This window comes from Thiocapsa sp. UBA6158, assembly GCF_002423035.1.
In the GTDB taxonomy this organism is placed as follows: Bacteria; Pseudomonadota; Gammaproteobacteria; order Chromatiales; family Chromatiaceae; genus Thiocapsa.
Genome location: NZ_DIUM01000052.1, coordinates 36132 through 59364 on the forward strand (window position 1 = coordinate 36132; position 23233 = coordinate 59364).

Below are 23233 nucleotides of genomic sequence, written 5' to 3' on the forward strand. Positions count from 1 at the left end.
AGCCGACAAACCCATCCAACAACAACACCAGAGGAGATCACCGATGGACATCCTGAGCACGGGACTCTCGCGCCGCCGCTTCCTTCAGGCCAGCGGCACGGCCGGCGCCTTGGGGGCGGTCGGAGTGGGCGGGGGCGCCCTGACGACGCTGCGCGAGGCCGAGGCACAATCGGCCACGGCGCCGTCCGAGACCAAGATCACCAAGAACATCTGTCATCAGTGTCCGGCGCGCTGCGGCATCGATGTCTACACCACCGACGGGCGCGTCCATGCCATCTACGGCACCGCCGATCACCCCATCTCCAACGGCAAGCTCTGTCCGAAGGGACCGCTCGGCACCTACATCCTCTACGATCCCGATCGTTTCAAGGGGCCGATGAAGCGCACCAATCCCAACAAGGGTCGCAACGAGGATCCCGGCTTCGTGCCGATCTCCTGGGAAGAAGCCCTGGATACCGTTGCCGAGCGCTTGAACGGGCTGCGCGACAAGGGCGAGTCGCATCGCTTCGCACTCTGCTACGGCCGCGGCTGGGGCGCCTCCTGCGCCGGTCTGCAGGGCACCTTCGGGTCGCTCTACGGCTCTCCGAACGTCGCCATCGGGCACTCGTCCATGTGCTCTGACGGCAGCATCATCTCCAAGAAGGCCCTGGACGGGATCGGCAGCTACAACGCCTACGACTACAACAACGCCAACATGCTGCTCATGTTCGGCGTCGGTTTCCTGGAAGCCTTCCGTCCCTACAACAACAACATGCAGGTCTGGGGCTATATCCGCGGCGTGAAGGTTCCCAAGACCCGAATCACCGCGGTCGACATCCACATCAACACCACACTCGCCGGCTCGGATCGGGCGCTCATGATCAAGCCCGGCACCGACGGGGCACTGGCGCTGGCGATCGCCCATGTGATTCTCACCGAGGGACTTTGGGAGCGCTCCTTCGTCGGCGACTTCAGCGACGGGGTGAATCGCTTCAAGACCGGCGAGCAGGTCGACCCGTCACTCTTCGAGGAGAAATGGGTCAAGGGCCTGGTCGACTGGTGGAACACCGAGCTGAAGGACCGCACCCCGGCTTGGGCGGCCGAGGTCACCAACCTCTACGAACGCGACATCCTGGCCACCGCACATGAGTTCGGAACCACGAGGCCGAGCATCGCGCTGTTCGAGCGCGGCGCCCACGCCCATTCCAATGGCGTGCTGAACGGTATGGCGATCCATGCGCTCAATGCCTTGGTCGGCTCCTTCTATGCGAAGGGCGGACTCATGTACCAGATGGGCCCTTCGTACGGACCCATGCCGGTCGATGCCAAGGACTTCACGGACGACTACGCCGCCAACGGCCCCTGGAAGACGCAGCCGCGCATCGATCTGAAGGGCGACAAGGACGGCTATCTGCTCGCCAACAACATGCTCCAGGAGCTCGGGCCAAACTCGCTCGCGGGTAAGCCCTACAAGCTCGACACCGTCATGTTCTATCTGACCAACCCGATCTGGACGGCGCCGAACGGTCAAGTCTGGGAGGAGGCGCTCAAGGAGCTGTTCGTCATCGACACCTCGCCCTTCCCGGGCGAGACGGCCATGTTCGCCGATCTGATCCTGCCCGATCACACCTATCTGGAGCGCCTGCAGGACGCACCGACCTATCCCTTCCAGGGCTGGCCGATGGCACAGCTTCGGGTGCCGGCCGTCAAGCCGCTCTACGACACCCAGTATTACGGCGACACCCTGATCGAGATCGGCAAGCGCATCAAGGGACCGATGGGCGATTACTACAAGGCGCTCGACAACACCGAGAACGTCATCCGCCATCTGGCCAAAGGCTTCGCGACGGATCCGGGCGACAACGGGGTCAACGACTTCGAGAGCTGGAAGGAAAAAGGCGTCTGGTACAAGAAGCCTTACATCTACCGGTTCGTCGACGGCGAGTTCCGTAAGTGGGACGGCGCGGATTACACGATCGTCATGACCGAGGACGAGGTGAAGGAGAACCTGTTCAAGACCGACTCGGGCAAGTTCGAGCTGCGCTCCGGTTGGCTCGAGTCCAATGCCGACTGGATTGCGCAGAAGACCGGGCGCGACCCGAGAAAGTTGATGTTCCCGCATTGGGAAGAGCCGGTCCATCCGGGCGGCGGCGATCTCTACATGGTCACCCCCAAGGTCGCCATGCATGCCGAGGGTCGCGGCGCGAATCTCCCGGTCGCCATCGCCACCCTGCAGCCCGTGCTGGGCGGACGCAAAACCGCCTACATCGAGATCAATCCGCAGACCGCGCGCGAGCGCGGCATCGCCGACGGCGCGAAGGTTCGTCTTAGCTCCGACCTCGGCAGCATCGAGGGCTACTGCAAGTATTACGAGGGCTGCCGACCCGACACCCTCGTCTTCCCGATGGAGCACGGGCACTGGGCGATGGGCCGCTGGGCCAAGGACCGCCTGCCCGGGCATTGCGGCGAGATCACGGTCAATCAGTCGGATCGGATTACGGGGCAGTGCAGCTATTACACCACCAAGGTGAGCATCGCCCCGGCTTGAGTATTGAGCCGCGCCTGAGCGCAATCGCAACGCTTGAGGGTCGAGCAGCGTACGGCGGGTATCAAAGACCTCTGCCGAGCGCGGCTCAAGAGTTTTATAAAGAAAACACTTGAATCGCGTCGCGCCGACGTTTCGGGGTGCACGCGAGACCGACCAAAAGCTCGGCACCTGTTCGTCACACCGAACGCGATTCAACACCTGAGGATTCAGTCATGGCGAAATGGGGAATGGTCATCGATCTGGACAAGTGCACCGGCTGCCAAGCCTGCACGACGGCCTGTGCGATGGAGAACAACCGCCTGCCCGGCGAGAACTGGCAGGACGTGCTCTTCTATCACGAGGGCACCTATCCGAACGTGAAGCTGATGTGGTTCCCGCGGCCCTGCATGCATTGCGAGAACCCCTCGTGCGTGTCGGTCTGCCCGACCAAGGCGACCTACAAGGACCCGGACGGCGGCTTCGTGCTGATGGACTACAACAAGTGCATCGGCTGCAAGTACTGTCAGGTCGCGTGCCCATACGGCGTGCGCTTCTATGTCGACGAGAAGGCGGTGGTGCAGCCGGATATACGCGGGGTCTTCCCGAGCGAGACGGACCGCCAGTGGGATCCGCCCTACAAAGGTCCGCAGGACGATCCCTCGCGCGGGATCGGCATCCAGCCGCACGGTGTCGTGTCCAAGTGCACCTTCTGCTACCACAAGGTCAGCAAGGCGCCGAAGGGTGTGGCCGATCTCGACGAGGACATCCCGGAGCTCAAGGAATACGTGCCGGCCTGCGTGCGGGTGTGCGCCCCGAAGGCCCGCTTCTTCGGCGACCTGGATCAGCCCAACAGCAACGTCAACAAGATGATCGCGGACAAGCGCGGCGTGCGCCTGAAGGACGAGACCGGCAACAAGCCGCAGGTCTACTACCTCTCGGGCGGCGCGACGGCCTCGGTGCCGTCGTTGCGCAGCATGAGCGATTCGGACAAGGGCTAAGGGGAAATCACCATGACCAGCATCACCATCTCCAACAAAGAGATTGCGGGCAAACAGCTCGGGATCATGCTGCTCGCCCTGATCGGGCTCGGCATTGCCGGCGGGATTGCCGTCAACAATCTGATGGCCGAGGGCCACGCCGTCTACAACACCAACAACCTCGGCCTCTTCTGGGGCTTTCCGATCGTCGTCTACGACTATTTCCTGCTGACCTCCACGGGGTTGGCGATGGTCGCCTCCATGGCCCTGATCTTCGGCGGGGAGGACTATCGCCCCATCATCCGGCGCGCGCTCTGGCTCGCCTTGGCCGGCCTGATCGGCGGGGTCGCGGTCCTGATGATGGAGCTCGGCCATCCGCTGCGCGCACTCTGGGCGATCCCCTTCAGCTTCGCCTTCAGCTCGCCGCTCTACTGGAAGGTGATGGCGGTGAGCTTTTATGTCCTATCACTCCTGATCCTGCAGCTGCGGATGCTCAAAGCGGATTGGCGCATGCAGGATCTGCGGATCAACGCCATGGTGACCCTGGTCCTGGCGCTCGGCGTGACGGCCATCGCCGGTGTCGTTTACGGCTCCCAAAGCTTCCGGCCCTTCTGGGCCTCGGGCGACATCCCGGTCGCCTTCATCTTCGAGTCGCTGCTGGGCGGGCTCGCGTTCGTCTTCTTCTTTACCTATCTGGCCTACGCCTTCAACCCGGCGGCGGTGCCCGAGAGCGTCAAGCGCCTGTTCAACGACCGCTTGGCCAATCTGCTCGCGCTGGCGATCTTCATTCATCTCCTGTTCGTCCTCGCGCGCATGAGCAGCGGGCTCTACGGCAACGCCGAGGGGCTGCAGGTCTGGCAGACGCTCGCGACCTCGCCGCTCTTTTTCGCCGAGATCCTGATCGGTCTGCTGCTGCCACTCGTGCTGCTGATGTATCCCGGTACGCGCACCCGCCCGTGGGCGCAGATCATGGCATCCCTGCTGGTCATGAACGCTCTCCTGATCTCGCGCTACGAGTACATCATCGGCGGTCAGCTGGTTCCGCTGTTCAAGGGCTCCTGGGCGCCGGAGCTGCTGAGCTACGTCCCCTCGCCGACCGAATGGCTGCTCCTGCTGGTGGCCATCTTCCTGTCGAATGCGGTCAACGCCTTCGGGGAGGTGACCTTGCGTCTCGGGCGCGAGGGGTGATCCGGATCGGTCGGGTGACGCTTTGCTCGTCCGACCGACCAGGCTACGACGCGGCAGCACTCCAAAGCTCGCGACACCGCTGCGGCGGTGTCGCGCATCTCCCGGCGCTCCGCGCCACGGGCAATGACAAGATGTTCGAGGTTGACCGATGACGACCGACGCGACACGCATGAGCACATCCGAGTTTTTTCTCTGTCTGGCGCGCGCCTTCGCGATCCCGCAGGCTGCGGACAGCCTGGAGCTGCTCCGCGATGCCTTGCCGGAGGATCTCGCCGAGCTGGCCTCGGACTGCGGGTACGACATCGACGAACCGCTGTCGGACTACCGGGCGGCCATGGCCGGAATCCCCGACGGAGACCGTCTGCTGGTCGTCTATTCGCGGCTCTTTCTGGTCCCGGGCGACCGGCACCCGAGCCTGAACACGGGTGCCTATCTGGACGGCACGGTCGCCGGCGGCAGCGTCACCGCGATGGAGACCTGCTATCGGCGTTGCGGTCTGGAGAAGGACGACGGCGTCCAGGACCTGCCGGACCACCTCTCGATCCAATTGGAATTCGTCGCACGCCTATTCGCCGACGAGTCGCAGGCGCGCATCACGGATGCGGCACCGCCGCCGATCGCGGCCGGGGAATTTCTCGCGACCTTCGTCGCCCGCTGGATCGGACCCTTCCGGGCCGATCTGGAAGAGGCGGGGCGTCGCTTCAAGCTGGCCGACAACCCCTATCGGCATCTCGCGCGGATCCTCGAGAGCGCCGTTCGGGCCGAAGTGGCGCTGCAGCCGGCCGAGGCGGCGCCCGCCTCGACCATCGATCCCGAGATCGCTCGCCTGCGCAGCCAGCTCGCCGGCAAACCCATCACCGAAGAGGACTTGGCGATCATCCGAGCGCGGCTGGCAGCCGACGGTCTGCCCAGCGATCATGTCGCCATCCCGGTCGACGACCGCGACCGCATGATGGGGCTCTCGACCATGGTCCCGCCGGCGGCCCCGTCGCATCGGATGGCGTCGCCCGGTTGAGCATCGGCGGGCGCGGATCCCCGTCGAGCGCGCCTCGGGACCATGCGGTCGCGGACACTGCCGATCGGCCTCGCCGCGTGTCTGACCAGCACTGTGCTGCACGCAGAGCTGTCCGGCGACGACTATCTCGGCGGTGGCACAATTCAGGACGCAACGGAGCGAGCACGGGTCCAGGCGGTGATCGACGCGGAGCGACAACGCGAGGCCGAACGCGCCGAGACGCTGGCACGCGAGCGTGCGCAGGAGGAGGCACGCCGCGAAGCAGAACGCGCCGCGGAGGCCGCGAGACGCCCGCAAGGCGAAGTGCTGACCGAGACCTACTGCGGGGCCTGTCACGCGCCCGAGATGCTGCAGAGCGCTCGACACACTGGGCTCGGGTGGACGCTGACGATCGCGCGCATGCGTTGGCTCAACGGCGCGCGGATTCCGCCGGAGGACGCAGGACGGATCCGCGCGCATCTCGCCCGCACCCAACCGGCGGATCCGGCTCGGGCCATCGTGGAATACGGCCTGGCGGGATTGTCGGCGCTGCTGCCCGTGGCCTGGGCCCTGCGTCGGTGGTCGCGGCGATCCTCGGCGACGGATCGCAGCCCGCGCGAGCCGGACACATGAAGCCATGTTCTCGATATCAACAACCGGAGCGACAGCCGCCATGGTCCCGATCAAGCGCGCCGCGGTGACGTTCATCCTGATCTGGAGTCTGATCCCGATACTTGCGGTCAGTGAATCGACAGGCCCCGTAGCGCTCGACGCCGAGACCGAGACCCGCGATCCACCGCGTCGGGGTGACGATGTCGGTTTCGGTCTCCGAGAGGCGGAACCCGCAAACGGCGATGGGCAGTCGCCGGAATCGGCGAATCCGCCCGGATCGGACCAAGACCGAGACGACGCCCCTTCGCTCGGACTGTGCGACGGCAGCTGAGCCGCCTTCATGGATTGCGGAGACGCCCGGAGCGGGATCGCAACGCACGAGCTGCTCATGGGCACCGGCGGTCCTTCGGCGCTGAATCGACGTCGACGCCGTGTGCTGGACACCGCCCTTCGCACGACTCCGGATGGTTACTGTCCGGAAACATGCCTCGGCAAGGATGTTACCCCGAGGGAACATGATTGGGGGGTCGACGTTTCCCAGACTGATGCGGACACGCGAGGCGCAGCCGCTCCCGACATGACGCGGTTCTTGCTTGCGCAGAGTCAGCTCGGAAGATCTCCGCTCTTGATCCACGCACCCGACACGACCCTCAACTTGTCAACGGATCTCCGCATGAACGCTCAAACCCTCACCGACCCCTTTGGCCGACAGATCGCGTACCTGCGCCTGTCCGTCACCGACCGCTGCGACCTGCGCTGCGGCTACTGTCTGCCCAAAGGCTTCAAGGGGTTCGAGGAGCCCGAGCACTGGCTCACGTTCGAGGAAATCACCCGCGTCGTCGGCGCCTTCACCGCGCTGGGGGTGAGCCGTGTGCGCATCACCGGCGGCGAGCCGCTGGTGCGGCGCAACCTGCCCGAGCTAGCCGCCGGCTTGTCCGCCCTGCCCGGCCTCGAGGATCTCTCCATCTCGAGCAACTGCACCCGCATGGAGTCGCTCGCCGAGCCGCTCCATCGTGCCGGCGTGCGGCGGCTCAATGTCAGCCTCGACAGCCTGCGCCCCGAGGTCTTCAAGCAGGTGACCGGAGGCGATCTCGACAAGGTGCTGCGCGGCATCGCGGCGGCACGCGCGGTCGGCTTCGCCCCGATTCGCGTCAATACCGTCGTCATGCGCGGGGTGAACGACGATGAGATCGAGGACATCCTCGGCTACTGCGCGGACAACGGCTTCACGCTGCGTCTGATCGAGACCATGCCGATGGGCGCGACCGGTCAAGCGGCGCGGGATCAGTATCTCGATCTCCAGACGGTGCGTCGTCGCCTGGAGGCGCGTTTCACGCTGATCCCGGACATCCTTCCCGGCGGCGGTCCCGCGCGCTACTTCCGCCTCGACGCGACCGAGACCCGAATCGGCTTCATCACCCCGATCTCGCAGCACTTCTGCGAAACCTGCAACCGGGTGCGTCTCACGGTCGACGGCACCCTCTATCTGTGTCTCGGTCAAGAGAGCAGCTACGCGCTGCGGCCGCTCCTGCGCGACGGGATCGGGGATGACGCCTTGCTCGACCATCTGCGACGCGCCATTGCCTTGAAACCCGAGCGCCACGAGTTCAACGAGCGCCCGGAGAAGGTCATCCGATTCATGTCGATGACGGGCGGATGAACCGCGGACGCGACACCCGACGCGTTTTACCGGTCACGACTCCGCAGGGCTCTCCCCGGCCGCTCCCGCAAGACGTCCGCGTAAAAGAAACCGAACCTCCTCGGCGATATTCGCGGCGTGATCGCCGATGCGCTCCAATGCCTTGCCTACAAACAGGGCGTGAACGTTAACCGCGGCATTGGCTGGATCTTGCTGAAGCTGGGCCACTACATGATGGAACAGATCATCGTAGAGATCGTCGGCACTCGAGTCTCGAGCCTCGACATCGGCCGCAAGGATGTAGCTGCGCCGCGTGAGTGAAGCGATCGCGTCCTCGAGCATCTTCGAGACCGCACGCTCGAGGCCCCGCAGCAGATCCAAGGTGTCCTGCGTCAACGCCGGCGCGGCGCCGTCGAGTGCAAGACAGCGCTTGGCAATGCTTTTCGCCTTATCGCCGACGCGTTCCAGATTACTGGCTGCCCGCTCGACGGCCAAAACCAGACGCAGATCCGAAGAGACCGGCTGCAGACGCGCGAGGATGTCCATCACGTCGGCATGAATCGCCTCCTCCAGTCGATCCACCTCCAAATCCCGGTGAATGATCGCTTGTGCCGCGGCGCAATCCTTATCCAGGAAGGCGTCGAGGCAGCCGTCGACCATCGTTCCGGCGGTTGTCGCCAGGGAGCGCAGTTGCTCGCTCAAACCGTCAAGGCGCTCGTCGAAGGACGTCAGGGTATGGGGCTTCGTCATCGAAAATGCTCCCTCCGGCGCTTGGCTCAGCCGAAACGCCCGGTGATGTATTGATCGGTACGCGGATCCTCGGGCGCCGTGAAGACCTGATCGGTGTTGCCGTACTCGACCATCTCGCCCATCAACATAAAGGCGGTGAAATCCGAAATCCGGCTTGCCTGCTGCATATTGTGCGTGACGATAAGAATCGTTACTTCGCCCGCGAGTTGCTGAACCAGATCTTCGATCTTGGCCGTCGCCAGCGGGTCCAGTGCCGATGTCGGCTCGTCGAAAAGGATCATCTCCGGCTCGGGCGCCAAGGCACGCGCGATACAGAGGCGCTGTTGCTGACCGCCGGACAGCCCGTAGGCGGAGCCATTCAAACGATCCTTCACCTCGTCCCACAGCGCGGCGTGCCGCAAGGCACGTTCCACGCGCTCGTCGAGGACCGAGCGTTTCTTGATGCCGCGGACCTCCAACCCGGCGGCGACGTTCGCGTAGATCGACTTCGGGAAGGGGTTCGGCTTTTGAAACACCATGCCGATCCGAAGCCGCACCAACCCGGGATCGATGGCGACAAGGTTTTCGTCTTCGGGATAGAGCCGAATCTCCCCGTCGTAACGATTGCCGGGATAAAGATCGTGCATGCGGTTGAAGCATCGCAGCAACGTGCTTTTCCCGCAGCCGGACGGGCCGATCAACGCGGTGACCTTGCGGTCGACCACGGGAAGATTCACCTCTTTCAGCGCCTGCGTCTTCCCGTACCAGAAGCTCAGCTTGCGCACATCGGCGCGGTTTCCGTGCGGGAGTGGTACGCTCTCTTGGTGTCGATGGAGATCGGCATTCGAATCGCCGGGAGCGGACGACACATCGGTCGTCTCACGCGTGATCGGTCGTAAATTCGGCTGCATCGTAATGGGCTCCGAGTGACGGCTATGAGCGTTGATGCTTGCGTAGCTGATAGCGGATATAAATGGCGAGCCCGTTCATTGCCAAGGTCATGACCATCAGCACGACGCCGGTTGCGGCGGCGTTGATGTGAAACTCGGCCTGCGGGCGCGAAACCCAGTTGAACAACTGAATCGGCATCACCGTGAAGGGGCTCGTCAACCAGTCGAAGTTGACGAAGGGTGGAGTAGACTGCACGGGTGGTGGCGGCAGGAAAGCGATGAAGGTAAGCGCTCCGATGGTAATGACGGGAGCGGCCTCGCCGATCGCGCGAGCCAGCCCGACAATCGTGCCGGTCAAGATGCCCGGGCGCGCTGCCGGAAGCACATAGTGGCTGACCGTCTGCCACTTATCGGCACCGAGACCATAGGCTGCTTCTCGAAGATCCCGCGGGATACTGCGGATCGCCTCGCGGGTCGCAACGATGATCACGGGTAGGATCAAGAGGGCCAAAACCAGACCCGCTGTCAGAATCGTCTCCCCGAGCCCGAAGCCGTAAACAAAAAGACCAAGTGCGAGTAATCCGTAGATGATCGAGGGCACCCCGGCGAGATTGCTGACATTGATGTCGATGATGTCGCTGAGCCAGTTTTTCGGCGCGTACTCTTCGAGGTAGATGCCGGCAGCGACAGCAAGCGGCACTGAAACCACGGCGGTCACGAGCATAACCAACGCGGTCCCGACCATCGCCGAGATGATCCCCGCCTGCTCGGGCTTGCGCGAGGGAAAATTGGTATAGAAATCGGGATTGATCAGACGCGGCCACCCCGTCAGGATGAGGTCGACGAGGACGCTGGCGAGCAGCGCGGAGGCCACCATCAACACAAGGATACCGATGCTCGCCATCATGATGTCCGTGCGACGATTGGCGGCGACGAGACGTTGAAAGCGGACCCCTGAAGCCACGACCCGTGTTGCATCCGCTTCCATCAGTAAGCCTCCCGGAAACGTCGGCGAAGAAAGAAGCCGATCAGATTGAACGTCAACGTGATCAGGAAGAGCACGAAACCTGCAGCGAACACGGATTGGTATGCCAGCGAGCCATGCGGGAGGTCGCCCATGGCCATCTGAACAATGTAGGCGGTGATGGTGGCGGCCCCCTCGGTCGGATTAAAGGTGAAATTCGGATTCTGACCTGCCGCAATGGCCACGACCATTGTCTCCCCGACAGCCCGCGACATGCCGAGGATGAATGCTGCCGTAATGCCGGACAAGGCCGCGGGTATTACCACCCGCGTCGCCACGCGGAAACGCGAGTAGCCGAGTGCATAGCCCGCTTCGCGCAGTCCCATGGGCACGGCGCGCATCGCATCCTCGCTCACCGATGCGGTGTAGGGCAGAATCATGATGCCCATGACCAGCCCGGGGGCCAGCATGTTGAATCCCGCCAATCCAGGTATAAAGGTTTGGAGGAGAGGCGTGACGAAGAGCAGCGCAAAAAACCCGTAAACCACCGTCGGCACGCCTTCAAGCAGCTCGAGCAACGGCTTGACGGACTCCCGCACGGCCGGACGAGCATACTCGCTGAGATAGATGGCGAGCGCCAAACCGGCCGGGATGGCGACCGCCAATGCAATGCCGGCAACCGTCAGCGTCGCCGAGACCAGCGTCATGACCCCGTAGCGTGCATTCTCGAACATCGGTGTCCATTGGGTGTCGGTCAAAAAGTCGACGAGAGACACCTGATTGAAAAACGGGAGTGATTCCGTGACCAGAACGTAGACGATACCGACCGTGACCAGCACCGACACCAAAGCAGCAGCCAACAGCCAGTAAGCGGCGAAGCGGTTCCAAAACGCGCGGCGGCGGAGAAATTGCCTGGTGGCACCCCCGATCAACTCGCTCTCGGCGGACGAAATCTCTGACATAGCGGAGTTCCCAACGCAGTGTGCGGTCATCGGCTGAGGTGCCGATGGGAATTCGGGGCGCAGCGACAGAATGTCACCGGCCCCGATGGTCAACTCACCAACAACAGCGCCTTACTTCGGTGTACGCGCGAGCAGTTCTTCGACCCCGACGCCGACCTCGGCACCCTCGAAGACCGTGCCGGTCGTGCGAGCGGCCAGTTTAGCCTGAGCCATTTCGTACGCCTTGTCGGGCAACGGCACATACCCGACCTCCTTGACCAGCTCCGGGGCGTGCTCCGTGCTCAGATAGAACTCCATGAAGCGCACCACGTGCGGTTTCTCGTCGGCCGATTTCTTGTTGACATACATGAAGATCGGGCGCGACAGGGGCTGATAGGTCGCGTTCTTCGCGGTTTCGACCGAGGGAGAAACCGGATCGGCACCCTTCCAAGAGATCGGCACGGCCTTCAGCTTCCCTTGGTTCTCTTCATAATAGGCGAGCCCGAAAAAGCCGATCGCGTCGACATCGGACGCCACACCCTGCACCAGGACGTTGTCGTCCTCGCTCGCGGTGAAATCACCACGCGAGGATTTTTCGCCGATGATCGCCTCGACGAAATAGTCGTAGGTCCCCGAGTCGGTGCCCGCACCGAACAGTTTCAGCGGACGATCCGGGAATCCGTCGCGGATTTGGTTCCAGTTCTTGATGGTGTCTTGAGCTGCCGGCTCCCACATCGTCTTCAGCTCGTCGACCGTCAGGAAATCGACCCAATCATTCTTCGGGTTGATGACGACAGTCAGCGCGTCAAGCGCGGCCGGCAGTTCGATGTACTCGATTCCGTTCTCCTTGCACAGCGCCACTTCCTCGGCCTTGATCGGGCGTGAAGCGCCGGTGGCATCAGTCTCGCCGCGGCAGAACTTTTTGAAGCCGCCGCCCGTTCCGGAGATGCCGACAGTCACCATCGTCTGTCCCTTCTCGGCCTTCTGAAACTCCTCGGCAACGGCCTCGGTCACCGGAAACACGGTGCTCGAGCCGTCGACCTTGACGAGCTCGGCAGCCATGAGGGGCGTCGCGGCGATGGCTGCCGCGAACGCCGCAGTCGCGAAATGGATCGGGGATTTCATGCGGAATCTCCTCAAATCATTGGCTTGATAGTCGAGTGAGACTTATATACTACCGACCGAATATGACGGAATTATGTCGAACTCTTCTGCTCTTGGCCGTTAGGACGGCTCAAGAATTCGATAACGCATTGTTAAAGACCTTTTGTACCATGAAAACCAAGTTGCTTTGTCGAATTCACAGAACAGTCGTTAAACCTTCACAAAAGATTCACGTGTCCCGCGAATGGAATCCGTCAACCATTCTTCGCCGACAGCCGACGGCGGCACTTTTCCGTCGCCGCGGCGAATGAACGTCCGGGCCAATGCCCAAGCGAGGTCCCGGACTGCGCATCACCAAATCAGGAGGGAAAGTTCCGTCGTGACCACGAAGCCCTTTAACGTCTTGTTTCTCTGTACCGGCAACTCCGCACGCAGCATCCTTGCCGAGCGCATCATCGAACGGTGGGGCTCGGGCCGGTTTCGCGGCTTCAGCGCCGGAAGCTATCCGAAGGGCGAGGTCCATCCCTTGGCCCTGGATCTGCTGCGCCGCAACAACTATGTGACGGATGGTTTACGCAGCAAAGACTGGGCTGAGTTCGCGCAACCCGACGCGCCGGTCATGGATTTCGTGTTCACGGTTTGCGACAAGGCCAAGGGCGAGGTGTGTCCGATCTGGCCGGGGCAGCCCATGACAGCCCATTGGGGCACGGAAGACCCCGCAGCCGTGGAAGGGGATGAGCTGACCCGTCTCACGGCATTCCGCGCCGCATTTCGCGAAATGGAAAATCGAATCAAGATATTCGTCGCTCTGCCGTTCGCGTCGCTCGATCGACTGAAGTTGCAACGTGAGCTCGATCGCATCGGCGAGGCATGAGCTCCGCGAGGAGCAACTTCACTGTCGATCGCGTGGTCATCGGGCGATCGACAGGTTCGGAGAGGCAGTCGATCGATGTTCTCGATACCGTCAACAAAGCTTCATCAAACGATCTCGGCGACCGGCGATCATATCGTCACCGTGCTTCGAAGCCCGAAACACCGTCCGGAGATTGCCATGCGCCTATTTGTTCGTTGTGTCACGACCTTGTTCATGACCGCTGCTCTATGGCAGCTTGCGGGCTGCGGGCGCAGCCCCGAATCCGACACGGCGATCGACGCTCCCGGCGCCGAGCAGACCCTCACCGGCGCCGGCTCGACCTTCGCTGCGCCCATCATCCAGAAGTGGATCTCAGCGTACGGCAGCGAGAATGCCGATATCAGCGTGAGCTACGCTGTCGTCGGCAGCGGTGAAGGCATCGACCGATTCCTCGCGGGTACCGTCGATCTCGGCGCAACCGATGCTCCGCTGACGCCCGATGACGTGGCGAAGCTCGACGGCAACGTCGTCCAGATCCCGGTCACGGCCGGGATGATCGCCATAAGCCACAATCTCCCCGGGGTGCCGGGCCCGCTGAACCTGCCGCGGGACGTCTACCCGGATATCTTCGGGAACCGGATCTTTCGCTGGGACGATCCGCGGATCGCTGCGGCCAATCCGGGGATAGCTCTCCCCTCGAAGGTCATTCAAGTCGTGGCCCGTCTCGACAGCAGCGGCACGACATTCGCGTTCACCAATCATCTCTCCGCGATCGATCCCGACTGGGCCGGAACCCTCGGCGTCGGAAAGAAGATCGACTGGCCGGGCGGCGCCATGGAAGCACGCGGCAACGAGGGTGTCGCTCAGCGCATCAAGCTGACCGAAGGCTCCATCGGCTACGTCGAGGCGGGCTTTGCGCAGCGCCTGCGTATGCCCCTGGCCTATCTCGAGAACAAAGCGGGAGGGTTCGTTGCACCCTCCGTCGAAACAGGACAACGCGCACTCGCAGGCGGCTCGGACGCGCTGCCGGAGGCGCTCGACGTCATGATCACCGATCCCGAAGGCGCGCGCTCCTATCCGATCGTCACCTATACCTGGCTGCTCATTCGCAAGCGGTACGAGGATCCGGCCAAAACCGAAGCGGTCGAGGCAGTCGCGCGGTGGATCCTGACGGAAGGCCAAGGGTTCGCGGAGGGGCTGTGGTACGTGCCTTTGCCCGACAATGTCAGACAGGCCGCCTTGAAGGAGCTCGACGCGCTCGGCGACTGAGTTTTCGAGGCACGGCGCGACGTCCGCACCTGCGCTCGGGTATGATGGCGCGCGATGAAAGACGCCATCCAGCCGTTGCCCGAATTCCTGACCGCGGCGCTGCCGAACCCGGTACGTCAACGCGTGCTCCGCAAGGCTGAGCGCCTTTTCGCCCAAGGCGATGCTGTCGATGCGATCTTCTTCGTCTGTCGGGGTCGCGTCAAAGCCGTGCGTGCGCTGCATAACGGGATGCAGTCCGTCATGCTGCAGGCCACCGCAGGTGAGTTTTTTGCAGAGTCGGCGCTTGCAGTCGACGCCTATGTCTGCGATGCGGTTGCCACCGAAGACAGTATCCTGTGGTCGCTTCCCGCGAAGGACGTTCTGGCCGCGCTGAACGCGGGGGGTGATTTTGCGAAGACCTTTGCCCTGGCGATGGCAGCCAACGCGCGCCGCCAGTGTTCCCGGTACGAGCGGGTCCGGCTGAAACGGGCGCGCGATCGCGTCCTCCATCTCCTGATCTGCGAAGGCGGTCCGGAGGCAAGTTTCACGCTGACGATGCCCTTGGTCGAGCTCGCCGAAGAGCTCGCGCTGGAACCGGAAACCCTCTATCGCGTCCTTCGCGAGCTCACCGATGAAGGATTGCTGGAGCGCTCTCGCACCCATCTGCGCCTCGTCGGGGCCAATGCCGGCGACTGAATCCCGGTCGGCCCCCTCCCGCCACCGCCCCGACCGCATGTCCGGAATAACGCTGATGTCGCGGCGTCGCGGCTACTCCGTGTCTTTGGTCTTGGTGAACAAACCAAGCTCGTATTCCAAGTTGTAGTGCCCGAAGACCAGATTCGCCTCGCGAAGCAGCTCGTCGAACAGATCTCGGGGATCCTCGCCCGCCTCGATCCGGTCGTCCACCAGGGTCTGTAGCACCTCTCTGAAACTCTTCTTCATTGGGTTCTCCTCCAGTTTCATCGTCTCCAGAAGGCCCAACAGGTTGCATTCAAAAGCCCTCATAGTCCGAGTATAGGCGAAGCCGCGGATCACGCTGATGGGCCGCGCGGCCTCCAAAGCCGCGGATGAGACCTAATCGTAATCATGTTATCGATCCACCTCCCCTGCTAGGTTCGCAGCGCTCGGCATGCTGCGAGCGTCAAGCACGACAGACATAAGGGGGATAGAATCGATGAAACACCTTTCCAGCTTCGCCCTGCCCGCCGTTCTCGCGGCCACGACAGCGATGCCCGCGGCGGCAAACGACGCCGCGACACTGCGTCAACTGAAGTCCCAGATGGCGCAAATGCAGGCCCAAATCGAGGCGATGGAGCAGCGCCTTCAGGAACAGGAGGTACAGCAGAAGGAGGTCGTGACGCAAGTCGAAAAGGCTCAGAAGAAGGATGAGGCGCTCGCCAAAGCGGTCCAGGTCTACGGGGAGGCCCGCGTCAGTGTCGACCACCGTGCAGGCGACTGGGGCGACGGCGAGGATGGGACAGCAATCAACAGCAATGCCTCGCGGATCGGCGTCAAAGGAGAGATCCCGACAGTTCTTTCCGACATCGCCCTGATCTACAAAGCCGAGTTGCGCTATGAGACGACTGACTATGTCAACGGCGGCCCTGGATCCAATGCGGAATCAGGCGGCGCACGTCAGGTGGAGTTTCGGGAAGCCTACGCGGGAATCAAGGGAGCACCTTGGGGACAGCTGAGGCTCGGTCGGCTTGGTGTCGGCTACAAGACGACTGGAACAACGATCGATCCCTGGAACGACAACGCACCTGAAGCCCGCGCCGGTGGACGCCAAGGTATGTCGGAGCTCCATTCGAGCTACTTCAACAATTCAGCCGACTATGTGTCCCCCAAGTTCTTCGGCGGCCTGAGCGGCAACGTCTGGTATGCAACCCAGTTCGACGACTCCGAGAAGCCGATCCACAACACGGGGGTATTGCGCAATTATCGAGCTGGTCAAGCGGGAGGCTTAGGGGTCAAATACGATAACGGCACGGTCTTCCTGGGTGCCGATTGGCTCGAGATCGAGGCCGATCGAATCTCTCGTGCGGCACTCGAGAACGGCAACGCCTGGCAGGTCGCGGGGCGCTACGAGTTCGGCCCCTTCTTCGGCGACCAGACCTTCTCGCTATCCGCCTTCTATGAGGATGCCGACTCTCTTGGTCTCGGACGCAACATGTATTTCAATGGCATCTACGGGATCGACCGCTTTCGGATCATCGCCGCTTACGGACAAAACCGCGACAGTGCCGTCTACGGCCGCGTCGTCGACGGCGTCCTCTACGATCGTGATTGGGACAACTGGAGTCTCGGCGTAAAGTATGCTTTGACCGATCGATCCGAGCTGCTTGCCGCCTGGAACCAACGGATCGACGACACCGACAACCAAGACTTCAATACCTTCACGGTCGGTGTGAATGCAAAGTTCGGCTATTGACCGAGCTTCCGGGTCGGCGCACGGGATGTGCCCGGCCTGCAACACCACCCAACGACTCAAAAAGCCATCAGAGGAGACCTTCATGTCGCACAGGCTGTATCGAGCACTCCTGCCACTCGGGTTCGCCGCGCTGCTCGCGTTGGTGCTCGCACCCATCCAAGCGCTCGCCAATCCTGATTTCCTGGTCGATGCCGACTGGCTGACGGACGCGATGGACGACGAGAACACGGTCGTTCTGGAGGTACGCTATCACCCCCATCGTTTCTTCACGGTCGGACATATCCCGGGCGCGGTCCAGGTTCAACGCTTCAAGGATCTCGGCGACAACGACGCCAGCCCGATCATGCGCTTTCCCTCCCGCGAGACCTTCCAGGAGACCCTGCGCGGTTGGGGCGTGAACGACGACTCGACACTCGTGATCTACGACGATTCCAGCACGGCGCTGGCTGCACGAGTCTATTTCCTGCTCGACCTTTACGGCTTCGACATGGACCGGGTGAAGATCCTCAATGGCGGGACCATCGAGTGGACCGGCTTCAACGAGCTTGATAAGGAGCCCACGCCGCCGAAAGCAGCGGGCACGGTGACCCTGAAAGACGCCGACCCGAGGCTCTTCATCGAATGGCCCGCCGTTTATGACGATGTCGTCTCGCGCCGCGATCCGGAAGTGATCCTGCTCGATGCACGGCCGAACGACATGTACACCGGCGAGGTGATCCGACACTCGATCATGGGCGGTCACATCCCGGGCGCCGTCAACGTCGTGAGTCTCGACGGTGTCGACGGACAAACCGGCAAATGGCGCAGCGACGAGAGTCTTGCTGCACTCTATGCCGCGATCCCCAAGGACAAGCGGATCTATGTTTACTGCCACGATGGCTTCCGGATGGGCCTGGCCTATCTGCAGCTCAAGCATCTCGGCTACGAGGACGTGCGGCTTTACAACGGCGGCTGGTCGCACTGGGGCAACGAGCTGACCCTGCCGGTCGTGGAAGGATCCGAGCCTTACGGTGGTGACTTTGCGCTCTAATGCTCGGCGCAGCGTCGGCGGCCTCTGGATCGGCTTGCTCACGCTGGTTTGCGCACCTGCGGCAGCCCTAGACCTGCAGGTCACGGAGGTCGCAAGCGGGATCTACGCTCTGGTCGGACCCACCGAGAATCGCACCTACGACAACGATGCCATCAATGCCAACCTCGGCTTCATCGTCACCCCCGAGGGCGTGGTCCTGGTCGACAGTGGCGCGACGGTCCAATCCGGACCGCTGATCGAGCAAGCGACCGCAGCGGTCACCGAGCAGTCGATCCGTTGGGTCGTGAACCTCGGCAGTCAGGATCACCGCTGGCTCGGCAACGCCTATTTCGCCGAGCGCGGCGCCCGGATCATCGCGCTCGCGCGTACTGTGGAGACTCAGCGCGCCTATGCCGACTCGCATCTGGTGAGGCTGCGCGAGACGTTGGGCGATCGGCTCGAAGGGACCGTGCCTCTGACTGCACCGGAGCCGATCGAAGCGGATCGTGCTTCCCTGGATCTCGGCGGCGTGCGGATGGACCTGCTCTGGCTCGGCGATGCACATTACGTCGGCGACGCCCTCCTCTGGCTGCCCGAGTCCGGCGTGCTCTTTGCCGGCGACCTGGTGTACCTGGATCGCATCCTCGGCGTCTGGCCACACAGCCGGATTCGTGCCTGGCGCGACACCTTTCACGCGATGGAGGCGTTGGAGCCGACGGTCGTCGTCCCCGGACACGGCAACCCGGCCGATCTCGCCAAAGCCAAGCGCGATACGGGTGAGTATCTGGATTGGCTTGTGCGGGAGGTCGAGGCCGCACTCGGCAACTGGGAGCCGATCGACGAGACTGTCGAGCGGCTGGCCGACGCACCGGATTTCGAGCATCTGGAGCATTTCGACGGCTGGAATCGGCGAAACCTCAACCAGACCTACCTTCAGTTGGAGGCCGAGTAGCCGGCGGCATGCTCGATGGGCTTCGTTTATTAGGCCGGCCACCGGAACCTTAAGCGGCTCGTGTCTTGAAGACTGGACGCCGGCGGTAGGGCTTCCGATGCGCGGCCTCACAATCAGCGGGACGTCGATCCCCGCTTTTGGAAAGCCGCGCGTCGGACAGCCGCAACGCCGTGTTCAGGCGAGGTCGAAGCGCCGCCGCTTGAACGACACCGTGCGCTTGTAGTCGCGCATACTGCCGACCTTGCGCATATCCGCCCAGGTGCCCTTGTAGTAGGGGATCAGGTTGCGGTCGGTCCAGGGTGTAACGACATCGCCGACCACGCCGTTGTCGTAGCCGAACATCATGAACAACTGCCCGCGCCCGATATCCGGCTCCGGATACGCCATCGCGAATGCAGCGCCGTAGTCATTGTGCAGCTCGACGATGTCGCCGGCCTCGATACCTAACTCGGCCGCATCCTCGGGGTTCATCTCCATAGGGGACATCGGGAAGCGGTCGCGCCGGAACGACAGCAGGCGGTCATGATAGGCGCTCTGCCAGATGTGGTTGGTGCGGCCGTTGTTGACCCAGAAGCGGTATTTCTCACGCTGGGATTCGACTGTTTGCGGCATTCCGTTCCAAGGGGCCGGCATGAAGCGGGCCTTGCCGTCGTCGGTGTCGAACCGGTAATCGGCATAAATCATCTCGGTGCCGATCAAGCGGCCGTCCTTATATTCCTTGACCGGAAGTTGCACGCCGTTGTTGCCCATGGCCCGGAGCCGCTCGTAGGTGACCAAATCGCCGGTCGCGCCGCCTTGACTGTCGATGCCTTCCGGCTGACGGAAGCCGTCGTTGAAGGCGTCCTCCTCGGTCTTCCACTCAAAGCCGTCGAAGCGTGCCGCCATCTCGGAGTTGCCATCGGCCTCGTACAAGGCTTTCAGCGTGTTGGCGATGTCCGCGGCGATCAGGCAGTCGGGCTTGGCCGCGCCGGGCGGGTCCATGAAACGCTCGGTGAGACGCATGCGCCGCTCGCCGTTCATCGACGTCAGGTTCATCTCGCCCGGATGCGCGGCCGGCAGCAACAGGTGCGCGGCATCGGAGAACTTGGTGCGATACAGGTCGATATTGGTGACGAACAGCCCCCCGCGGTTCTCGACCGCGTCGTAGATCAGGTCGACGAGGTCCTCGGCGGTCGCACCGCGCGCGCGTGCAATGGTCTCGCGGACGATGTTGGATCGGCGATAGACCGCTTCGCGGTACTGCTCGGCGTTGAGCGTACTCTGAAAGGCGTTGCAGGCCCAGACCGTGAGCATGCGGCCGTTGCCCTTGATGATCTCGTCGTCGACATAGATCGCCGGGCGAGCGCCGGGATAGGGCGGACGCGCATAACCTTCCTGATGTCCGCCCATGCGCACGACACCGGTGCCGCGGCGTCCGAGGTTCTCGGTGGTCAGAACGAGATCGACCAACGCCGCCTGGATACGGTAGTTGTCGTTGCCCCAGATGATGCCCTTCTCGTAGCCGTGCATGGTGCGCGGATAATGACCGGACGCCTTGGGTTTGTAGGCCCACTCGGCCGCCTTGACGATGTCGGCCTCGGGCACACCCGTAATGCGGCTGCATTCGGCCAGGCTCATCCGGTTGGCCGCGAGCGCCTCCTCGAAGCCGCTGGTGTGCTCGTTGATGAACTTCTCGTGGTGCCAGTCCTGATCCACGACATAGGTCATGAGGCCGTTGAACAGGGCGGTGTCGGTGCCGGGTGCGATGGCCAGATGCAGGACGCTCTCCTTGCCGGCGATGTGCTCGGCCACCGAGACGGTCAGTGAACGGCGCGGGTCGACAAAGATGACCCGGGCCTTCTCTGCGGTCTCGTCGGGGAACCATTTCTTCTTCTTCGCGATCGTCTCGCCGCGCATGTTCGGCATCGCGTGGGCGAGGAAATAGTTGGTCTGCGTCTCGTAACCGTTCGCGCCGATGAAGAGCAGCGTGTCGGCGAGCTCGCTATCCTCGTAGCTGTTGTTCAGCTCGCCGATGCCCATGTCGCGGGTGGCATGGCACTCGGAGTTGTAGGCCGGGCGGTTGTGGATACGTGTCAGCGGCGTGCGCAGCGCGCTGAACATCAGCTTGCCGCTGCCCCAGGTATTCTCGAAGCCGCCGCCGGCCCCGCCGTGATCGAAGGCGTTGAAGGCAAGCGACTCCGGACCGTGCTCGTCGAGGATGCGCTTGGTGACACCGGCGTAGACGGCCAGCGCGGTGGCCCAGTCGGTCTCGACCCAGTCGTCGCCGGTGAACAGCATCGGATAGGACAGACGCTGACGCGAGGCGCCCTGCCCGTTATACATGACACTCGCCATCTGGCCGCCGCGGGTCGAGGACAGGCCTTGGTTCACGCTACACTCTTTGTCCGGCAGGATCATGATGTTCCAGCGCCGGCCGTCACGATCGGCGATGACGTTGTGCATCGGCGGCGTCATGATGATCTGCTGGGGACCGATCTGCCTGCGGAAATCCATCCCGAGTGCATTCTCGCTCGGGGCGCGACCGCCCTCGCGATTCTCGGGCCACTTGTAGACGTGGTAGCCGCAGCCGACGATGCAGAAGTGGCAGGTCATGTTGGTCCGTTGCGCGTCGGTGGGCGGCAGCGGAACGCGGTCCTTATATTGGCTCATGGTCGGCGGACTCCGTTGATCGATAGGTGCTGTTCGGTCGGCTCAGAGGTCGGTCGATTCACAGGACGTTGCATTGGCGGCCATAAATCAGGCCCTCGACCGCGACGGCATACAGGGTGTCGTCGGACGGGTCGTGCTCGAGCAGAATCCGCGGGAGATTCTCGGTGGCCTGACCGTCCACCATCTGGCCGTGCATCTCGGGGTCGAAGATGCTGAAGTGGCAGCCGCACTTGAAGGTGCGGGCCTGTTTGTCGTAGCTGAGCGGGCAGCCCATGTGCGTGCACTGGGTGCTGAAGGCGACGATGTCGCCGTCGGGACCAACGCCGCCCGGCACCGGAGCGCCGAGCCTCAAGATCTGGCAGAAGGAGTCATCGTCCGGATAATTGAACGCCATCGGCTCGTTCACCGTGAGTGCGGCGGCCTTGGCGACGCCTTCGCGGGGATAGGGCAGCGTGGTCGCGCCCGGATTGGCGGTCGTGCCCTCGGCCGCCGCCATACCGGTGCCGAGGAGCGTCGCACCCGCCGCCGCTGCCGTGCCGCCGGCCTTGAGAAATCGTCGTCTGCTGATGCCTGTCATCGCGTCCAATGCCTCCGTTGGTGTGTTGAAGTTGCTGTTCCGGTGATCCTGTTCGGCGCACGCTCAGGGGCCATTGTCAGGGGCCATGGCTCCGACATCTGCGTTGGCAAGGGCCATGCCCAGGCGCACGGGAAACGGAATCAACTGCTTGGCGTCAGCGATGTCTCGCTTTGGTAACAGCAGTCGCGAAACACCGTTACCGAAAGGTAACGCGGTGCGGGAGCCTTGATCCAATGACGTCATGGCCACGCCGCTGGATAACCGAAGCGCCGACCCGGATGATTCCTCGTATGCTTTTCACCGATCGATCCAAGCCAAGGATCTCGGCGTCAACGACGCGAGCCCGATCATGCGCTTTCCCTCCCGCGAGACCTTCCAGGAGACCCTGTGCGCCTGGGGCCGACGATCCGTCTCGACGGTCTCACGCTTGTCCCCGATCACCTGCATGGACATTCGGTTTCCCATATATACGAATAACCGGATATGATCCTTAATAGCACGCGCGCCGTTCCGGAGTCCGGCCCGGAGCGCCCGTCTCGAGTCCAACTGCGAGGGCAACATGAGCAGCCAATGCGAAACCACCGGCAAACACGCCGCCGGCGCACCCATGGGATTCTTCGAACGTTATCTGACCCTCTGGGTCTTCCTCTGCATCCTGATCGGCATCGGGCTGGGCCATCTGGCGCCCGGCGCCTTCCATGCGGTCGCGGCAGTCGAGGTCGCGCAGATCAACATGCCGGTCGCGGTGCTCATCTGGCTGATGATCATCCCGATGCTGCTGAAGATCGACCTGAAGGCCCTCAAGGGCGTGACCGAGCACTGGCGCGGGGTCGGCGTCACGCTCTTCATCAATTGGGGGGTCAAACCCTTCTCGATGGCCCTGCTGGCCTGGCTCTTCATCGGCTGGCTGTTTCGGCCGTGGCTGCCGGCCGAGCAGATCGACTCCTACATCGCCGGCCTGATCCTGCTG

The 23233-nt window shown here is 63.0% G+C and carries 22 protein-coding genes; 14 read left to right on the top strand and 8 right to left on the bottom strand.

The window, feature by feature from the left end; all coding sequences use genetic code 11:
* Positions 1-43 precede the first annotated feature (43 nt).
* The 7 genes from B4N44_RS07965 to moaA all read left to right on the top strand — a co-directional run bounded on the left by B4N44_RS07965 (position 44) and on the right by moaA (position 7937).
* Positions 44-2527, top strand: coding sequence for a molybdopterin-dependent oxidoreductase (locus B4N44_RS07965; protein ID WP_296699010.1), 2484 nt, complete (start codon positions 44-46; stop codon positions 2525-2527).
* 212 nt (positions 2528-2739) lie between these two features.
* Positions 2740-3504 (top strand): 4Fe-4S dicluster domain-containing protein, encoded by a 765-nt coding sequence (locus B4N44_RS07970; protein ID WP_349681076.1) that lies wholly within the window; start codon positions 2740-2742, stop codon positions 3502-3504.
* 12 nt (positions 3505-3516) lie between these two features.
* Positions 3517-4671, top strand: a complete 1155-nt coding sequence (nrfD, locus tag B4N44_RS07975) for an NrfD/PsrC family molybdoenzyme membrane anchor subunit (protein ID WP_296699012.1) — start codon at positions 3517-3519, stop codon at positions 4669-4671.
* Between the two features lie 148 nt (positions 4672-4819).
* Complete coding sequence (locus tag B4N44_RS07980; RefSeq protein ID WP_296699014.1) at positions 4820-5686, top strand: TorD/DmsD family molecular chaperone; 867 nt, start codon at positions 4820-4822, stop codon at positions 5684-5686.
* A gap of 42 nt (positions 5687-5728) precedes the next feature.
* On the top strand, positions 5729-6298 hold the full coding sequence (locus B4N44_RS07985) for a hypothetical protein (RefSeq protein ID WP_296699015.1): 570 nt from the start codon (positions 5729-5731) through the stop codon (positions 6296-6298).
* A gap of 40 nt (positions 6299-6338) precedes the next feature.
* Entirely contained in the window at positions 6339-6608 is a 270-nt protein-coding gene (locus B4N44_RS07990; RefSeq protein ID WP_296699017.1) for a hypothetical protein, read from the top strand.
* 342 nt (positions 6609-6950) lie between these two features.
* Positions 6951-7937, top strand: coding sequence for a GTP 3',8-cyclase MoaA (gene moaA, locus B4N44_RS07995; RefSeq protein ID WP_296699019.1), 987 nt, complete (start codon positions 6951-6953; stop codon positions 7935-7937).
* A 33-nt stretch (positions 7938-7970) separates the two neighbouring features.
* Here the strand turns inward: moaA and phoU are convergent, their stop codons facing one another.
* The 5 genes from phoU to B4N44_RS08020 form a co-directional block, all read right to left on the bottom strand.
* Complete coding sequence (gene phoU, locus B4N44_RS08000) at positions 7971-8666, bottom strand: phosphate signaling complex protein PhoU (RefSeq protein ID WP_296699021.1); 696 nt, start codon at positions 8664-8666, stop codon at positions 7971-7973.
* Between the two features lie 26 nt (positions 8667-8692).
* A complete protein-coding gene (gene pstB, locus B4N44_RS08005) occupies positions 8693-9556 on the bottom strand; it encodes a phosphate ABC transporter ATP-binding protein PstB (RefSeq protein WP_296699023.1) in 864 nt (287 codons plus the stop codon).
* 22 nt (positions 9557-9578) lie between these two features.
* A complete protein-coding gene (pstA, locus tag B4N44_RS08010; RefSeq protein ID WP_296699024.1) occupies positions 9579-10523 on the bottom strand; it encodes a phosphate ABC transporter permease PstA in 945 nt (314 codons plus the stop codon).
* Positions 10523-11461: a phosphate ABC transporter permease subunit PstC gene (gene pstC / locus B4N44_RS08015; protein ID WP_296699027.1), complete on the bottom strand. Its 939-nt coding sequence runs from the start codon at positions 11459-11461 to the stop codon at positions 10523-10525. Before pstC ends, pstA begins: the two co-directional genes overlap by 1 nt.
* A 111-nt stretch (positions 11462-11572) precedes the next feature.
* Positions 11573-12565, bottom strand: a complete 993-nt coding sequence (locus B4N44_RS08020; protein WP_296699029.1) for a PstS family phosphate ABC transporter substrate-binding protein — start codon at positions 12563-12565, stop codon at positions 11573-11575.
* Positions 12566-12923: 358 nt separating this feature from the next.
* Here B4N44_RS08020 and B4N44_RS08025 point away from each other — a divergent pair, with 358 nt between their 5' ends.
* The 3 genes from B4N44_RS08025 (at position 12924) to B4N44_RS08035 (ending at position 15341) form a co-directional block, all read left to right on the top strand.
* Positions 12924-13418, top strand: coding sequence for an arsenate reductase ArsC (locus B4N44_RS08025; RefSeq protein ID WP_296699066.1), 495 nt, complete (start codon positions 12924-12926; stop codon positions 13416-13418).
* 177 nt (positions 13419-13595) lie between these two features.
* Positions 13596-14666: a phosphate ABC transporter substrate-binding protein PstS gene (gene pstS / locus B4N44_RS08030; protein ID WP_296699031.1), complete on the top strand. Its 1071-nt coding sequence runs from the start codon at positions 13596-13598 to the stop codon at positions 14664-14666.
* Between the two features lie 54 nt (positions 14667-14720).
* Entirely contained in the window at positions 14721-15341 is a 621-nt protein-coding gene (locus tag B4N44_RS08035; protein WP_296699033.1) for a Crp/Fnr family transcriptional regulator, read from the top strand.
* Positions 15342-15413: 72 nt separating this feature from the next.
* Here B4N44_RS08035 and B4N44_RS08040 read toward each other — a convergent pair whose 3' ends face one another.
* Positions 15414-15587, bottom strand: coding sequence for a hypothetical protein (locus B4N44_RS08040; RefSeq protein ID WP_296699035.1), 174 nt, complete (start codon positions 15585-15587; stop codon positions 15414-15416).
* 232 nt (positions 15588-15819) lie between these two features.
* Between B4N44_RS08040 and B4N44_RS08045 the strand changes: the two genes are divergently transcribed.
* From B4N44_RS08045 to B4N44_RS08055, 3 genes are all read left to right on the top strand, one after another.
* Positions 15820-17076: a porin gene (locus tag B4N44_RS08045; RefSeq protein ID WP_296699038.1), complete on the top strand. Its 1257-nt coding sequence runs from the start codon at positions 15820-15822 to the stop codon at positions 17074-17076.
* Between the two features lie 82 nt (positions 17077-17158).
* A complete protein-coding gene (locus tag B4N44_RS08050; protein WP_296699041.1) occupies positions 17159-18106 on the top strand; it encodes a sulfurtransferase in 948 nt (315 codons plus the stop codon).
* Positions 18090-19037: an MBL fold metallo-hydrolase gene (locus B4N44_RS08055; RefSeq protein WP_296699043.1), complete on the top strand. Its 948-nt coding sequence runs from the start codon at positions 18090-18092 to the stop codon at positions 19035-19037. Before B4N44_RS08050 ends, B4N44_RS08055 begins: the two co-directional genes overlap by 17 nt.
* 174 nt (positions 19038-19211) lie before the next feature.
* Here the strand turns inward: B4N44_RS08055 and B4N44_RS08060 are convergent, their stop codons facing one another.
* Both B4N44_RS08060 and B4N44_RS08065 read right to left on the bottom strand, forming a co-directional pair.
* The gene (locus B4N44_RS08060) at positions 19212-21686 is read right to left on the bottom strand and encodes an arsenate reductase (azurin) large subunit (protein WP_296699047.1); all 2475 of its coding nucleotides are present in this window, start codon (positions 21684-21686) and stop codon (positions 19212-19214) included.
* A 58-nt stretch (positions 21687-21744) separates the two neighbouring features.
* The gene (locus B4N44_RS08065) at positions 21745-22263 is read right to left on the bottom strand and encodes an arsenate reductase (azurin) small subunit (RefSeq protein WP_296699053.1); all 519 of its coding nucleotides are present in this window, start codon (positions 22261-22263) and stop codon (positions 21745-21747) included.
* A 559-nt stretch (positions 22264-22822) separates the two neighbouring features.
* Between B4N44_RS08065 and B4N44_RS08070 the strand changes: the two genes are divergently transcribed.
* Positions 22823-23233 (top strand): arsenic resistance protein (locus B4N44_RS08070; protein ID WP_414718125.1); only part of this gene is annotated, 411 nt, incomplete at its 3' end.

Bases quoted from the DNA above. Each gene is read 5' to 3' on its own strand.
- pstA (WP_296699024.1), bottom strand. From the start codon at position 10,523: ATGGAAGCGGATGCAACACGGGTCGTGGCTTCAGGGGTCCGCTTTCAA.
- B4N44_RS07980 (WP_296699014.1), top strand. From the start codon at position 4,820: ATGACGACCGACGCGACACGCATGAGCACATCCGAGTTTTTTCTCTGT.
- B4N44_RS08045 (WP_296699038.1), top strand. From the start codon at position 15,820: ATGAAACACCTTTCCAGCTTCGCCCTGCCCGCCGTTCTCGCGGCCACG.
- B4N44_RS08060 (WP_296699047.1), bottom strand. From the start codon at position 21,686: ATGAGCCAATATAAGGACCGCGTTCCGCTGCCGCCCACCGACGCGCAA.
- pstC (WP_296699027.1), bottom strand. From the start codon at position 11,461: ATGTCAGAGATTTCGTCCGCCGAGAGCGAGTTGATCGGGGGTGCCACC.
- pstS (WP_296699031.1), top strand. From the start codon at position 13,596: ATGCGCCTATTTGTTCGTTGTGTCACGACCTTGTTCATGACCGCTGCT.
- B4N44_RS08035 (WP_296699033.1), top strand. From the start codon at position 14,721: ATGAAAGACGCCATCCAGCCGTTGCCCGAATTCCTGACCGCGGCGCTG.
- B4N44_RS08040 (WP_296699035.1), bottom strand. From the start codon at position 15,587: ATGAAGAAGAGTTTCAGAGAGGTGCTACAGACCCTGGTGGACGACCGG.
- B4N44_RS07965 (WP_296699010.1), top strand. From the start codon at position 44: ATGGACATCCTGAGCACGGGACTCTCGCGCCGCCGCTTCCTTCAGGCC.
- nrfD (WP_296699012.1), top strand. From the start codon at position 3,517: ATGACCAGCATCACCATCTCCAACAAAGAGATTGCGGGCAAACAGCTC.
- phoU (WP_296699021.1), bottom strand. From the start codon at position 8,666: ATGACGAAGCCCCATACCCTGACGTCCTTCGACGAGCGCCTTGACGGT.
- B4N44_RS07985 (WP_296699015.1), top strand. From the start codon at position 5,729: ATGCGGTCGCGGACACTGCCGATCGGCCTCGCCGCGTGTCTGACCAGC.
- B4N44_RS08050 (WP_296699041.1), top strand. From the start codon at position 17,159: ATGTCGCACAGGCTGTATCGAGCACTCCTGCCACTCGGGTTCGCCGCG.
- B4N44_RS08020 (WP_296699029.1), bottom strand. From the start codon at position 12,565: ATGAAATCCCCGATCCATTTCGCGACTGCGGCGTTCGCGGCAGCCATC.
- moaA (WP_296699019.1), top strand. From the start codon at position 6,951: ATGAACGCTCAAACCCTCACCGACCCCTTTGGCCGACAGATCGCGTAC.
- B4N44_RS08065 (WP_296699053.1), bottom strand. From the start codon at position 22,263: ATGACAGGCATCAGCAGACGACGATTTCTCAAGGCCGGCGGCACGGCA.
- B4N44_RS07990 (WP_296699017.1), top strand. From the start codon at position 6,339: ATGGTCCCGATCAAGCGCGCCGCGGTGACGTTCATCCTGATCTGGAGT.
- pstB (WP_296699023.1), bottom strand. From the start codon at position 9,556: ATGCAGCCGAATTTACGACCGATCACGCGTGAGACGACCGATGTGTCG.
- B4N44_RS07970 (WP_349681076.1), top strand. From the start codon at position 2,740: ATGGCGAAATGGGGAATGGTCATCGATCTGGACAAGTGCACCGGCTGC.